The organism is Nitrobacter winogradskyi (assembly GCF_006539545.1).
In the GTDB taxonomy this organism is placed as follows: Bacteria; Pseudomonadota; Alphaproteobacteria; order Rhizobiales; family Xanthobacteraceae; genus Nitrobacter; species Nitrobacter winogradskyi_A.
In genome coordinates this window covers 1-13,845 of record NZ_BJNF01000007.1, presented here as the reverse complement: position 1 = coordinate 13,845, position 13,845 = coordinate 1, and the positions used below count along the sequence as shown (strand labels likewise).

Below are 13,845 nucleotides of genomic sequence, written 5' to 3'. Positions count from 1 at the left end.
AAGCTGCGGAAGAAGACCCCCCCACCCTTGATCCCTCCCCACCACTATCGTGGGGGGAGGGAGAAGGCGAACGCACCACAAAACACTTCTGGTTGGTGCGGATGGTGGCGCGGATCACCTCGCTTGGTATCGACAGAAAGGATTCGTCGAACGAGCCCATCAGCACCACCGGCCATTCGACGAGGCCGGACACCTCATCGAGCAGCGCCTGATCCTCGACCAGCTCATAGCCTTGCGCGAACGCCAGTTCTTTCGCGTCAGCCAGGATGATGTCCTTGCGCCGCTGCGGATCGAGCACGACCTTGGCGTCGTGCAGCTTCGCCTCGTAATCCTCGAAGCGGCGCACGCTGAATTCGCCCGGCGCCATGAAGCGATGCCCGCGCGTCACCTGCCCCGCTGTGATGCCGGCGACGTCGAACGGCACCACGTCCGGCTCCTCGGTCTCCATGCCGAAGGTCGCGATGATGGAATGCAGCGGCCGCACCCAGGTCAGCGCGCCCGGCTTCGCCGAGCGCTCGCCCCAGCGCATCTGCTTCGGCCACGGGAAAGTGCGCACGATCACGGGCAGGAATTCCGCCAGCACATCGATCGCAGGCCGTCCCGGCTTCTCGATCAGCGCGACATAGAAATCGCCCTTCTTCGGGTCACGCTGGATCTTGGCTTCGTCCAGCGATTTCAGCCCGGCGGCCTTCAGAAAACCCTGCACGGCGGCGTCGGGCGCGCCGACCTTCGGCCCCTTGCGCTCATCCTTGAGATCGGGCTGGCGCGCGGGAATGCCGTGCACGGTAAGCGCGAGGCGGCGCGGCGTAGCGAAAGCTTTCGCGCCCTCATAGACGAGCCCCTCGGCGACGAGCTTGTCGGTGACCATCCGGCGCAGATCATCCGCCGCCTTCGCCTGCATGCGCGCGGGAATTTCCTCGGAGAACAGTTCGAGCAGAAGATCGGGCATTTAGTTCTCGCCGCGCAGACTTGTCTCCCCTCCCCCCGCTTGCGGTGGGGAGGGGTCGGGGGTGGGGGGCGTTTCGTTCGTCGCATCGAAGATTGTCGCGAGAACGCCGGGCAGATTCTCAAGGACGTCGTTATTCCAGAAACGCAAAACGCGATAACCTTTGTTGACGAGACGGGCCGTGCGCCTATCGTCCGCAGAATTATCGGCATGTTGCCCGCCGTCGACCTCGATGACGATTTTGAATTGGTGGCTAGCAAAGTCGCAGAAATAGGGACCGATCGTAGCCTGACGTCGGAAGTGGCGCTCCTTGAATGGAGGCTGCCGCAAGTGTTGCCAGAGTTTCTTCTCAGCTTCCGTCAGATCGTGGCGCAACGCGCGGGCGCGCGGCACGCGCGTATCTACGATGCTGGGTCTGCGCATGAACATAGGCCCCCCGGCCCCTCCCCGCCGCAAGCGGGGGGAGGGGAGCAGGTGCACCGGATTCTCACAACTGATCTTTCGCGAGAACTGTATCACCCCGCCCTGCCCGCGTCGGTATGGAGCCACGCTTCGCCGCAGGCCTTCGCCAGCTCGCGCACGCGCAGGATGTAGCTTTGCCGCTCGGTCACGGAGATCACACCGCGCGCGTCGAGCAGGTTGAAGACGTGGCTCGCCTTGATGCACTGATCGTAGGCCGGCAGCGCCATCAGATGCGCCCCGCGCGTGCCGGGTTGTTTCGGATCGTCCCGCCAGCCCGCGGCGAGATATGTCTTGCAGGCATTCTCGGCCATCCTGAACTGCTCGAAAAGCATCGCGGTGTCGGAGTGCTCGAAATTGTGCCGCGAATATTCCTGCTCGGCCTGCAGGAAGACGTCGCCATAGGTCACTTTCTCCGTGCCCTCACGGCCGTTGAAATTGAGATCGTAGACGCGGTCGACGCCCTGCACGAACATCGCCAGACGCTCCAGCCCGTAGGTGAGTTCACCCGCCACCGGCGCGCATTCGACGCCCGCCACCTGCTGGAAATAGGTGAACTGGCTGACTTCCATGCCGTCGCACCAGCACTCCCACCCCAAACCCCACGCTCCCAGCGTCGGGCTTTCCCAGTCGTCCTCGACGAAGCGGATGTCGTGCAGCGCGCTGTCGACGCCGATCGCGGTCAGCGATTTCAGATAGAGATCCTGGATGTCAGGCGGCGACGGCTTGAGAATGACCTGAAACTGGTAATAGTGCTGCAGGCGGTTGGGGTTCTCGCCGTAGCGGCCGTCCTTCGGCCGGCGCGAGGGTTGCACATAGGCCGCGTTCCAATATCTCGGACCCAGCGCGCGAAGCGTGGTCGCGGGATGAAAGGTACCCGCCCCGACTTCCATGTCGTAGGGCTGCACGATGACGCAGCCGTAATCCGCCCAATAGCGTTGCAGGGTCAGGATCAAACCCTGGAACGAGCGTTCCGGGCGCATATGCGGGGGCAAGGGGTCCATTCGTCTTTTTGGGGGATTCGCGAAATTAGAGCATTTTCCGGCGAAGTGGATGACCTGTTCGCCGCAAGAAAATGCGACCAGACAATCATCTCCAGAGCATGGTCCGATTCAACTTGATCCGGATCAGGCTCTAGTCGGCGCAACGCGACCGTATCGGCGCGCGTTCCTCAAATCAAGACAACGACGAAACCTTGGCTACCGAATACCCTTGCACACGGCAGAACAGCGGCGTGGTCGCGCGAATCATCCTGCGAGCCTTGTCGCGGAAGCGGCGACCTGCGGGCCCGCCGGGCCTATCAGTCAGGCCGATAGGCGCCCGTGCGGGAATCCCGCCGCAGGGTCGGGATATCGCGGCGCGCCGGCTCCGCCACGCGGGCCATCCGCGCTTCCTCGAGTTCCTGATTAATCCGCCTGGCGGTCTGGAAAAGCCAGCGGACCGCGATCAGTCCACCCAGGGTAGCTGCAAGTGCGATCAATGGCGGCATCGGTCGATCCCCTTCTTTCGTTACGGACCCCATACAAACAATATTCTCGCCTAATCCGATCGTTCCCGCAATCGCCGTTTCGAGGCCAGATAGCTTTGGGAATGTCGCCGGGGGCCTGCTCAGAATCCGAATCTGGCCCAGATTGCCCGGGTTTCAAGCGCCGAAATCAGCTCATCCGGCATCCCCGCCATGCCGCCCTGTGAGGTCAGGGTGCCGGCGCCCGCCTTGCGGCCCAACAGTCCCGACAACAGACCGGTCGAGGGCGCGATCAGCGGCGTGCTCACCTTATCTCCGAAGCGGGCCCGCAAGGTCGAACGGAGATCGCCGATCGCATCCGCAAGACCGAGCGCGACCGAGCGCTCGCCGGCCCAGTATTCGCCGGTGAACAAAAGCTCGTCCGCTGCTTTCAGCCGTCCCCCTCGGCTCGCCTTCACCAGTTCGATGAAGGTGGCGTGGATTTCGCGCTGGATCGTTTTCAGCCGCGCCACATCCTCGGGATTCTCCGGAAGAAAGGGATCGAGCGTCGCCTTGTGTTCGCCCGCCGTGTACAGCCTGCGTTCGACGCCGATTTTCCTGATCAGTTCTGTAAAGCCGAAACCGCCGCCGACCACGCCGATCGAACCCAGGATCGACGAGGGATCACAGAAAATCTCGTCGCCCGCGCAGGCGATCATGTAACCGCCCGAAGCGGCGACGTCCTCGACGAACACCAGAACCGGAATCTCTTTCTCTCGCGACAGTTGCCGGATGCGCAGATAAATCTGGCGGGACTGCACCGGCGATCCGCCCGGCGAGTTGACCACCAGCGCCACCGCTTTGGCGTTAGCCACCGCGAATGCCCGCTCCAGCGTTCGGGCGACGCCCGCCAGCGTCATGCCCGGCCTGAGCGGCGTGACCGCGCCGATCACCCCGGACAGCCGCACCACCGGCACCACACTGGTCCCGCGCCGCCATCGCCTGGGAATGAGCTTCGTCAGCGCTGTTTTCACCCGGCTCATGGCGTTTTCCTGGGTTTCGGCCATTTCATCCACTATTCAATTCAATCGTCCGATTAACATGCACACAGTATCTATCTACGAGGGACAACCACCGGTAGCCTTCATGCGACAATTCGTCAGAACCGTGCCGGACAGCGAGCGCGGCCTGCAATGGACGTGATGGATTTGCCGGGGTCAGCCACGCGTTCTCACTGGAACCCGCCTTTGCCGGCATGAGCGAAAGCCAGCGCCTCGCCGCCCGCGAGAGCTTCCTGAGCCTCCTTATCGGGCTGGCCCATCTCGTTGCTGAGCATCAAGCCCGGACAAAGCCTGAGCGGCGCCCGGCTCCCTTTGATTGCGCGAACCAGGATGCGGATCGCCGGCCTGTGCGGGTCCGGATGCACGGGCCGGATCGCGATACCCCCAAAGCCGCGGCCAAGCGCGCCAAGCACCTCCGCCAGTCCGTCGCTGCGCCAGATCAGGCTGAGAGCGCCTCCGGATTTCAGCATCCGCCGGGCGGCGTGAGTCCAGATGTCCAGGGTCGAGGGGTCCGCGACATGGGCCGCGCGACGGCCCTGGTCCGGCGATGGCCGGTGCCGGACCGCATCGTTGAAGGGAGGGTTCATCAGCACCCCGTCGGCGCTGTCGGGACCAAGACCGGCGGAGGCGAAAGCATCAGCCTCCGCCGTGATATCGAGGACGCAGACCCGCGCCGCGAGGCGATTGAGAAGCGCGTTGCGGCGCGCCAGACCGGCGAGGGTTTCGTCACGCTCGATCAGCACCAGATCGATGTCATCGATCCGCGTCGCCACCGCGAGCCCGGCGGCGCCGACGCCCGCGCCGAAATCGACGATGCGATCGCCGGGTCCGCCCGGCGTCGCGGCGGCGAGCAGCATGGCGTCGTGGCCCGCGCGGTGACCCGACAGCGGCTGATACAGCCGCAGCCGCCCACCGAGAAACGCATCCTCGCCAATGTCAGATTGCGCGCAGGTCATCAGCGTCGTCGGGGCGCAATTCATGAGCCAGCCCGGCTTCGGCGAGAAGCTGCCGCGCCGCGCGATTGTCGCCGTCATTCACCAGAATGCGGCGAGGCAGCACCCCGAGCGACCCCTCAACCACGCTCATGTTCTGGTCCAGCACCAGATGAAAAATCCCCGCGCCGTCCAGCAGCGCGCCGACCGCCGACACCAGCACCATGTCGTTGGTTCGAACCAATTCCCGCAACGTCACGCTCTCCTGCCCGCTGAGCGTCGCATCCCTGTGGCCCATGTCAACGACTCCCTGTCAACAATTACCTGCGCTTGCCGGGCCAACCAGCACTTTCTATGGTGCAACGGTTAGAATGAGACGAAATTCGAAAACCGGAGATCCTCAGCTTGGCGGTCATCGTCCCCTTCGAAAGCCAGCCGACAGGCTCCATCGACCAGCTCGTCGAACTCGTCGCCGCCGACATGGAACGCGTCAACGCCACCATCCTGTCGCGGACCGGGTCGGACGTCACGATGATTCCGGAAGTCGCCAACCACCTGATCTCGTCCGGCGGCAAGCGGCTGCGCCCGATGCTGACGCTGGCGATGGCCAATCTCGCCGGCTATACCGGCGAAGGCCATGTGAAACTCGCAGCCTCGGTGGAATTCATGCACACCGCGACGCTGCTGCACGACGACGTGGTCGACGAAAGCGAGCTGCGCCGCGGCAGGCTATCGGCCCGCATGGTGTGGGGCAACGAGGCCAGCGTTCTCGTCGGCGACTTCCTGCTTGGACAGGCGTTCCGCATGATGGTCGAGGTCGGCTCGCTGCGCGCGCTCGACATCCTGTCTTCGGCGGCGGCCACCATCGCCGAGGGCGAAGTCATGCAGCTCGCGGCGGCGAAGAACACGGCCACGACGGAGGACGAATACCTCGCGGTCATTCGCGGCAAGACGGCCGAACTGTTCGCCGCGGCCTGCGAGGTCGGCCCGGTGCTCGGCGGCCGTCCGAAAGCCGAGCAAACGGCGGCCGCCAGTTTCGGCATGAATCTCGGCATCGCCTTCCAGCTTGTCGATGACGTGCTCGACTACGGGGGCAAGTCGGCGAAGCTCGGCAAGAACGTCGGCGACGACTTTCGCGAGGGCAAGATCACCCTGCCGGTGGTGCTGGCGTTCCGGCGCGGCAACGATGTCGAGCGCGAATTCTGGGTGCGGGCGCTCGAGCAAGGCAAGATCGGCGACAACGACCTCAATCACGCCATCGGGCTGATGACCAAGCATCGCGCGCTGGAGGATACCCTCAATCGCGCCCATCACTACGGCGCGATGGCGGTCGATGCGCTGGCGCTGTTTCCGCCGTCGCCGATGAAGGGCGCGCTGGAGCAGGTCGTGGCGTTCTGCCTGGCGCGGTCGCACTGACCACCCGGCGAGATGATCTCCGCCGGTGTCAGGGAATGACAACCGTGAAATGCCTCACGAACGTCCGCCCAGCATCCCCACATGAACCCACCATTGCGGGCGATCGAGCCGGATCGTCTGCGCGGCATGATGCGCGGCCGCCTCCTCGTCGAAGATCGCAAAGCAGGTCGCGCCCGAGCCGGACATCCGTGACAGCCGCGCGCCGGTCGACCGCAACCGCGCGAGCACCTCGCCGATCACAGGCTGAACGCGGACCGCCGGTGCTTCGAGGTCATTGGTGCCGTCCGACAGCATGGTGAGCCAATCGTCCACCGGCGCACCGGCCTTCGGCCACACAATGGCCTCGATCACGTCATTAACGCCGACATTCAACTCGCCTTTGCGAAGGCCGAGCGCGGCGAAGACGTCCTTTGTGGCGACGGGAACGCGCGGGTTGACCAGCACAGCATGCATCGCCGGCAGATCCAGCGGCAGCAGCGATTCGCCGACGCCGGTCATGACGCAGCTTTCCGAGCGGACACAGACCGGCACGTCGGCGCCGGTCAGTCGCGCGGTCTCGATCAATCGTGGATCATCGATCGAAAGGCCGTTGATCCCTGCCAGAAGCCGCAACGCCGCGGCCGCGTCCGCCGATCCGCCCCCAATGCCGGCAGCGACCGGCAAATGCTTGTCCAGCGCGAAGGCCCCTGCTTTCAGGCTCGGTATCCGCTCGCCAAGCAGCCTTGCCGCCTTCAGAACAAGGTTATCGGCTGTCTGACCGCACTCCTCCGCCCGCGGACCAGCGGCGACAAGCGACAGCTCCGCGCCCTGCGTCAGAAAAAGCCGATCGACGCAGTCGGCAAATGCCACCACGCTTTCGAGATCGTGAAAGCCATCGGCGCGCCGGCCCACGACCCGCAGGGTCAGATTGACCTTGGCGCGCGCCGTCTCGCTCCGCGCCGGTGCGGCCGTTTCCAGATCCGTGACGCCGGTGACGATCATGATGGATGACAAATCCAAAAACGCGCGCAAAATCAAATGATTTCTGCGATCGCGTTCGGCGCGCGGCCCAAAAAAAATGCGGCGGAGAAATCGTGACCCTCTTCTCGACCACGCGTCTCAGCCGCCCTTGCCGTCGTCCTTTTTCTTGTCCGCCGAGGCGGCGGACGGCGTGTCATCCGCCGGCAGGCCGTTCTCGATCTTGGCCTCGATCTTCGGCAGTTCTTCCGGTTCCGGCTTCAGATCGCGCGCATGCGCCCACTGAAATTTCGCCTCCAGCGTCCGGCCGACGCGCCAGTAAGCGTCGCCGAGGTGATCGTTCACCGTCGGATCCTCAGGCTTGAGGTTGATGGCCCGCTCCAGCGTCTTGACCGCTTCCTCATAATTGCCGATGCGGTAATAGGCCCAGCCGAGGCTGTCGACGATATAGCCGTCGTCCGGCCGCTGATCGACGGCGCGCCTGATCATCTTCATGGCTTCATCGAGATTGAGGCCACGGTCGATCCAGGAGTAACCGAGATAGTTCAGCACATGCGGCTGCTCGGGCTGAATCTCGAGCGCCTTCTTCATGTCGACTTCCGCCTTGTCCCAGTTCTTTGACCGTTCCAGGCAGATTCCACGGAAATAGTAATAGACCCAGTTCGGCTTGTCCTTGGACTCGGCAACGACGTCGATGCCTTTGCCATAGGTCTTCGCGCAATCGGCGAACTTCTTGCGGCCGCGCTCGACGTTGCCGAGCGCCATGATGGCCTCCAGGTCGCTCGGGTCCTGCTCCGTCACGCCCTTGAGAATCTTGATCGCCTCGTCGCTGCGATCGACGGCGTCGAGATTGGTGGCAAGTTGAATCTGGGCATTGCGCCGCAGCGGCGAACCGGCTGGCACACGCTCATAGACGCCGATCGCCATCTCCGGCTTCTTCACCGATTCATAGAGATCGGCGAGCGATAACAGCGCCATCGGATGATCAGGCGAGAGATAAAGCGCGAGTTGCAGATAGACCAGCGCCAGATCCTCGCCGCCGCGCCGGGTCAGGGACGCGCCGATGCCGTAAAGGGCTTCGGCGGCGCCGGTCTGCGGCGAATTGACAAGCTGCGGCAGCTTCTTGCCGGCCTTGAGTTCCTTGATACCTTCCTGAATCAGCGGATGCCGCGCCAGCTTCTTGTCGAACGACCCATAGACGTTCAGCGCCGCCGCGGCGTCCTTGTTGCGCGACAGCCACCGTGCATAAGCATCCGCCACGCGGAGCGCCGAATCGTCGAGCTTGTAAGCGCGTTCGAGACGAGCCCCGCCCTCTTCCTTCCGGCCTGCAAGATCGAGCAGCATCCCCGAATGCAGATCCTTGAAGATCGGGTACCATTCGGGACCTGTCAGCGCATCGATAAGGGCGACGGCCTGCCGGGTGTCGCCGGCGCCATAGTCGGCCCATCCCGACAGCAACGTCGCCACCAGGTCGGTGATCGGTCCGCGAATCGACAGTTTGATGTTCTTCCGGGCGGCCGCGTATTTTTTCTGCTTGAGATTATCAACGCCGACGACCAGCCGCGCAACGCGGTTGGATTTGTCGATGGCGAGAATGCGATCGGCCAGCTTCACCGCGGCGGCGATATTGCCTTCGGCCAGCGACGAGATGAACGCGCGATCCAGAAGTTCATTGTTCTTCGGATCGGTGCGCAACGCCGAACGATAGAAGGTCGCCGCGGACCTGGCGTCGCGCTCGACGCTGGCATGACGCGCGGCGAGATAGCTGCCCGACGTCGTCATGGTGCGCAGGTCCTTGGCGCTCGGAAACGGCGAGGTCTCGGTCGGATGGTCCGGTGTCTGAGCCGCCAGCGGACCAGACGGGACCAGCAACGCCGCGGCGGCAACAGCCATCGCCAGGCGATTGAAACGAGTGGACAACATCGGGATGCGAAGCTCCAGATTTCTTGGCACGAACATCAGGTCTCTCGGTACGCAACCCGGGCCGGCGCCATTGCATGATCCGCTTCTAACATTCGCGCCGGGTTTCAGCCAGCCGCTTGCATCCAGGAGTATGGCGTCATCGTGGCCGCGCGCATGGCCCGCGGGTGCCCGCGGATTCACATCGCCTCGTAGTTAGGCCCGCCGCCGCCCTCCGGCGGCACCCAGGTGATGTTGCCGTTCGGATCTTTCACATCGCAGGTCTTGCAGTGAACGCAGTTCTGCGCGTTGATCTGATAACGCACGCTCGCGCCGTCCTCGACCCATTCATAGACGCCGACAGGACAGTAACGGCTCGACGGACCGGCATAGACACCATGTTCCGAGGTTTTGTGCAGGGCCGTGTCCGCGACCTTCAGATGAACCGGCTGATCCTCCTCATGATTGGTGTTTGAGATAAACACCGACGAAAGTTTGTCGAAGGTCAGCTTGCCGTCCGGCTTCGGATAGGCCATCCGCACATGGGCTCTGGCCGAATCGAGCGTCTGACGATCGGGTTTGGTGTGCGGCCAGGTTCCCAACAGCGAGAAGCCGAACAGGGTGTTGGTCCACATGTCGAGGCCGCCCAGCGCCACGCCAACGACGGTGCCGAACTTCGACCATAGCGGCTTGACGTTGCGGACCTTGAACAGGTCCTTGCCGATCGCGGAACCGCGCCAGGCATTCTCGTATTCGGTGATCTCGTCATTGGCGCGCCCGGCGGCGAGCGCCGCGGCGACGTGCTCCGCGGCCAGCATTCCGCTGCCCATGGCGTTGTGAACGCCCTTGATGCGCGGAACGTTGACGAAACCCGCCGCGCAGCCGATCAGCGCGCCCCCCGGAAAGCTCAGGCGCGGCACCGACTGGTAGCCGCCCTCGGTGATGGCGCGCGCGCCGTAGGCCAGCCGCTTGCCGCCCTCGAACACACCCCGGATCGCGGGATGGGTCTTGAACCGCTGGAACTCCTCGAAAGGCGACAGGTACGGATCGTCATAGTTCAGGTGAACGACGAAGCCGACCGCGACGCGATCGTCGTCATAATGATAGAGAAACGAGCCGCCTCCGGTGGAATTGTTCAGCGGCCAGCCAAAGGAATGCTGGATCAGCCCATTGCGGTGCCGGGCGGGATCGACCTGCCAGACTTCCTTGAGGCCGATGCCGAATTTCGGCGGGTCGCAGGTCTTGTCGAGTTCGAATCTCGCGATCAACTGCTTCGACAGGCTACCTCGGGCGCCTTCCGCGAACAGGGTATATTTGCCGCGCAGTTCCATGCCGCGTGTGAAGGAATTTTTGAGCGAGCCGTCCCGCGCGATGCCCATGTCGCCGGTCGCAATGCCGCGCACCGCGCCATCGTCGTCATAAAGCACTTCCGTCGCCGCGAAGCCGGGATAGATTTCCACGCCGAGCGCTTCCGCCTTCCGCGCCAGCCAGCGGCAGACGTTGCCGAGCGAGCCGATGTAGCAGTGATCATTGTTCATCAGCGGCGGCATGAGGAAGCCCGGCAGCCGGATCGCACCGCCCCGCGTCATCCAATAGAACCGGTCGTCCTTGACCTTCGTCTTGAGAGGACAATCGGCATCGTCGCGCCAGTCCGGCACAAGTTTGTCGAGCCCGGCGGGATCGATCACCGCCCCGGAGAGAATGTGGGCGCCGACTTCCGACCCTTTCTCAACGACGACGATGCTGAGACCGGAATCGAGTTGCTTGAGCCGGATCGCCGCCGACAGGCCGGATGGCCCGGCGCCGACGATAACGACATCGAAATCCATGGATTCGCGCGGCGGCAATTCGTCGCTGCTCATGATCTGCTTCCGCAACCGGCGGCCTTCGTGTTTGTAATGCCCCTGCGGCTTGTTGTTTCCGATTTTTTGCTCAAGAACAACCGGGGAAAGCAGCCCTCCGGCCTTCCGCGCAAACCTCTTACGCAGCTTGCCCTTCACAGGTTAGAGCATGATCCCGACCCGAAGGGCCGAGCTAGCGCAAAGTGGGAACCGGTTTTCGCCAACATGACATCAGATCACGCGACCACTGTCCGGGAACTTCTGGCCTTCTATCTCGAAGCGGGGATCGACTGTGCACTGGGGGATGAACCGATCGACCACCTCTCCGCGCCGGATCTTGCCACGCCGAATATTGCCACGCCCGCCCCGGCCTCCGACGGTCCGATCACCGCGAAAACCGGAACCGCTCCCGTCGTGGCGGCACGGCAGCCGTCTCGCCAGGCCACGGCTGCACCTCGCGCAGGAATCGCACCGCCGCCGGACATCGCGATCGAATCCGCGCGCGAGGCGGCCCGCACCGCTCCCTCGCTCGAGGCCCTGCGCGCCCTGCTCGAAAGCTTCGAGGGCTGCGCGTTGAAATTCACCGCTTCGCGGCTCGTGTTCGCCGACGGCAATCCACAGGCACGGCTGATGTTCGTCGGCGAGGCGCCAGGACGCGACGAGGACATCGAGGGCCTGCCGTTCGTCGGCCGCTCAGGCCAGCTTCTCAACCGGATGATCGCCGCGATCGGCCTCAAGCGCGGCGACGTCTACATCGCCAACGTCATTCCATGGCGGCCGCCCGGCAACCGGACGCCGACGCCGCAGGAAACCCAGATCTGCCTGCCGTTCATCCGGCGCCAGATCGAACTGGTGAACCCTGACGTCCTGGTCACGCTCGGCAATCCCTCGACGCAGACGCTGCTGCAGACCCGCGAGGGTATCATGAAGACCCGTGGCAGATGGTTCGATTACGACACCGGCACGCGAGCGATCCGTGCGATGGCGACGTTCCATCCGGCCTACCTCCTGCGCTCGCCGTCCTACAAGCGGCTGGCGTGGCTAGACCTGCGCGCAATCGCCAAGGTGCTTGAAGATAAGGCGCTGGGGCAGCCGGCCTCCACCTAGCTGTTTTCAAGCGAAGCGGAAAGGCTCTAAGCGAAGGCGTCACGGCGCTTTCGGACGGACGATGGCCCAGCCGATCCGCAACAACGGCAGCCGGCCGTTGACGAGACGATCAAACGTACGCGGAATCTCCGGAACAATGCCCGGAAATCGCCTGGCAATGGCTTCGGGCGGCGTGCCCGCGGTGTCGGACGCCCGCCAGACCACGACCCCGCCGAGTTCGGTGAACTTCGCAGGCGTTATCCACGGGGTGCGCCTGTCCTTATGTTTTGACGCGTTTTCTTCACGCGAACCGGATTCCGCTTCGCTCGAAAACGCTCTAGAACTTTTATGTTTTGACGCGTTTTCTTCACGCGAACCGGTTCCCACTTCGCTCGAAAACGCTATGGGCGCCGCGTCGAGCAGCAGATGGGGCCGCGACGGGCCGAGCGCGACGAGGGCCGCCAATTGCGGATCACCCGCGACAGCCTGCAGCGGGCGGTTGGTACGACGCTCGAAACTCTCGCCGAAATAAGCGCTGATGGCGGATGCCGGGAGGGATGTCGCAATCTCGGTGTTTGCGAACCACGGCTGACCCGCGACCATCGCAATCACCGCCAGCGCCGGAGCCACGACAGCGGCGAGCCACGCCGCGCGAAGCACACGCAGGCGACGCAGATGGATGAGATCGCCGGTGAGCAGGACGACAGCCAGACCCGACATCGACAGCGCGATCGGCGCGCCGCCGATGACGTGATGGACACCAAATAGCGCAGCAACCAGACTTCCACCGAGCGCCGGCGCAAGCGCGAAGACATAGACGAATGTCTGCGCCAGCGGATCCGCCGGCGGCCGCACGATGACCGGCGCGTCCTCGGAGGTCCGGTTGACGAAACGGGAATTGAGAACAACCAGCAGAACCAAGCCGGCCGTCGCTAACAGCAGCGAAAGCAGCAGTTCACCCCAGCGCAACAGCCGCAGATGCAACTCGAAAATATCAGGCCACGGCGGCGCGCCTAGTGCGTCCGCGCGCACCAGCCAGATCAGGTAAGGCAGCGCGAGCACCGCGATCACCAAGAGCGCGAACAGCGAATCGACCGAGCCAAGAGCATTCCGTCCTCGCTCCGTGGCCAGGGCAAACACGGCCAGCGCCACCAACAAACCGGCCGCGTCCGGCGTGGTCAGCAACAGCAGGCCGGCTTCGATCGACAGCGCGAACCAGGCGTTGCGGCCCTGCCCGATGATCCGCCAGGCATGCAGCAGCAGCAAAGACCATAGAGGGAGGGCGAGCACCTGCGGGCCGAATGTCAGGCTGGGGGCCCCGAACGCGGTCACCGTCATGGTCAGCAGCAGGGCAAGGACCGCCTGCTGGCTGCCGGCTATGGTCCGGGCCAGTTCAAACAGAACCCGGAAGGCGACAATGATGCAGAGTTGCGACAACAGGTAGACGCCGATCATGTGGCTGCCGGCGGCGCGATAGGCGATGTCGGCGAGCCAGAACGCGAGCGGCGGCCCGAGATCCGTTCCGACCTGATATTCCCGGCCGAACGCCAGCGCGGTCGCGAGACCATCTGGCGGACCCCGGTACAACAGCAGCGACACGAGTAGCCACATCACCGCCTGAAACAGCGCCACGACCCAGAATACCAAAAGCGGCCTGGCGCGGATCAGTTCGACAACCAGCGATGTGAAACGCATGAAGGACCTGATGGCGGCGGGTCTTGCGGAATTCCGGGTTACGCGGAGCGCGGGGTGGCCGCGAGTGATAAGGCGCGCGAACCTTTGAGGCAACCGGCCTGCCTAGAGC

At 64.0% G+C, this 13,845-nt stretch carries 13 protein-coding genes; 2 read left to right on the top strand and 11 right to left on the bottom strand.

Annotated features, from left to right (window positions below; translation table 11 throughout):
• From NWI01_RS01920 to NWI01_RS01890, 7 genes are all read right to left on the bottom strand, one after another.
• Positions 1-949 (bottom strand): glycine--tRNA ligase subunit beta (locus NWI01_RS01920; RefSeq protein ID WP_244613607.1); only part of this gene is annotated, 949 nt, incomplete at its 3' end.
• The gene (locus NWI01_RS01915; protein WP_141382174.1) at positions 950-1,369 is read right to left on the bottom strand and encodes an endonuclease domain-containing protein; all 420 of its coding nucleotides are present in this window, start codon (positions 1,367-1,369) and stop codon (positions 950-952) included. It lies immediately after the preceding gene.
• A gap of 92 nt (positions 1,370-1,461) precedes the next feature.
• Entirely contained in the window at positions 1,462-2,409 is a 948-nt protein-coding gene (locus NWI01_RS01910; RefSeq protein ID WP_141382172.1) for a glycine--tRNA ligase subunit alpha, read from the bottom strand.
• Positions 2,410-2,705: 296 nt separating this feature from the next.
• Complete coding sequence (locus NWI01_RS01905) at positions 2,706-2,894, bottom strand: hypothetical protein (RefSeq protein ID WP_141382170.1); 189 nt, start codon at positions 2,892-2,894, stop codon at positions 2,706-2,708.
• A 119-nt stretch (positions 2,895-3,013) separates the two neighbouring features.
• Positions 3,014-3,892, bottom strand: coding sequence for a S49 family peptidase (locus tag NWI01_RS01900; protein WP_181410336.1), 879 nt, complete (start codon positions 3,890-3,892; stop codon positions 3,014-3,016).
• Between the two features lie 188 nt (positions 3,893-4,080).
• Positions 4,081-4,866, bottom strand: coding sequence for a tRNA1(Val) (adenine(37)-N6)-methyltransferase (locus NWI01_RS01895; protein ID WP_141382180.1), 786 nt, complete (start codon positions 4,864-4,866; stop codon positions 4,081-4,083).
• Positions 4,847-5,095 carry a putative signal transducing protein gene (locus NWI01_RS01890; RefSeq protein ID WP_141382178.1) on the bottom strand — a complete coding sequence of 83 codons (249 nt, stop codon included), beginning with the start codon at positions 5,093-5,095 and terminating at the stop codon, positions 4,847-4,849. The genes NWI01_RS01895 and NWI01_RS01890 overlap by 20 nt, the downstream gene beginning before the upstream one ends.
• 152 nt (positions 5,096-5,247) lie before the next feature.
• On the opposite strand from NWI01_RS01890, the gene NWI01_RS01885 reads away from it, so the two are divergent.
• Positions 5,248-6,258, top strand: a complete 1,011-nt coding sequence (locus tag NWI01_RS01885) for a polyprenyl synthetase family protein (protein WP_141382166.1) — start codon at positions 5,248-5,250, stop codon at positions 6,256-6,258.
• A 54-nt stretch (positions 6,259-6,312) separates the two neighbouring features.
• On the opposite strand, the gene NWI01_RS01880 is transcribed toward NWI01_RS01885, so the two are convergent.
• From NWI01_RS01880 to NWI01_RS01870, 3 genes are all read right to left on the bottom strand, one after another.
• Positions 6,313-7,239 (bottom strand): 4-(cytidine 5'-diphospho)-2-C-methyl-D-erythritol kinase, encoded by a 927-nt coding sequence (locus tag NWI01_RS01880; RefSeq protein WP_141382164.1) that lies wholly within the window; start codon positions 7,237-7,239, stop codon positions 6,313-6,315.
• A gap of 117 nt (positions 7,240-7,356) precedes the next feature.
• A complete protein-coding gene (locus NWI01_RS01875; protein WP_141382176.1) occupies positions 7,357-9,138 on the bottom strand; it encodes a tetratricopeptide repeat protein in 1,782 nt (593 codons plus the stop codon).
• A 176-nt stretch (positions 9,139-9,314) separates the two neighbouring features.
• Positions 9,315-10,976, bottom strand: coding sequence for an electron transfer flavoprotein-ubiquinone oxidoreductase (locus tag NWI01_RS01870; RefSeq protein ID WP_141382162.1), 1,662 nt, complete (start codon positions 10,974-10,976; stop codon positions 9,315-9,317).
• Between the two features lie 204 nt (positions 10,977-11,180).
• Here NWI01_RS01870 and NWI01_RS01865 point away from each other — a divergent pair, with 204 nt between their 5' ends.
• Positions 11,181-12,062 carry a uracil-DNA glycosylase gene (locus tag NWI01_RS01865; RefSeq protein ID WP_141382160.1) on the top strand — a complete coding sequence of 294 codons (882 nt, stop codon included), beginning with the start codon at positions 11,181-11,183 and terminating at the stop codon, positions 12,060-12,062.
• Between the two features lie 39 nt (positions 12,063-12,101).
• On the opposite strand, the gene NWI01_RS01860 is transcribed toward NWI01_RS01865, so the two are convergent.
• A complete protein-coding gene (locus NWI01_RS01860) occupies positions 12,102-13,736 on the bottom strand; it encodes a glycosyltransferase family 39 protein (protein WP_141382158.1) in 1,635 nt (544 codons plus the stop codon).
• Positions 13,737-13,845: the final 109 nt, after the last annotated feature.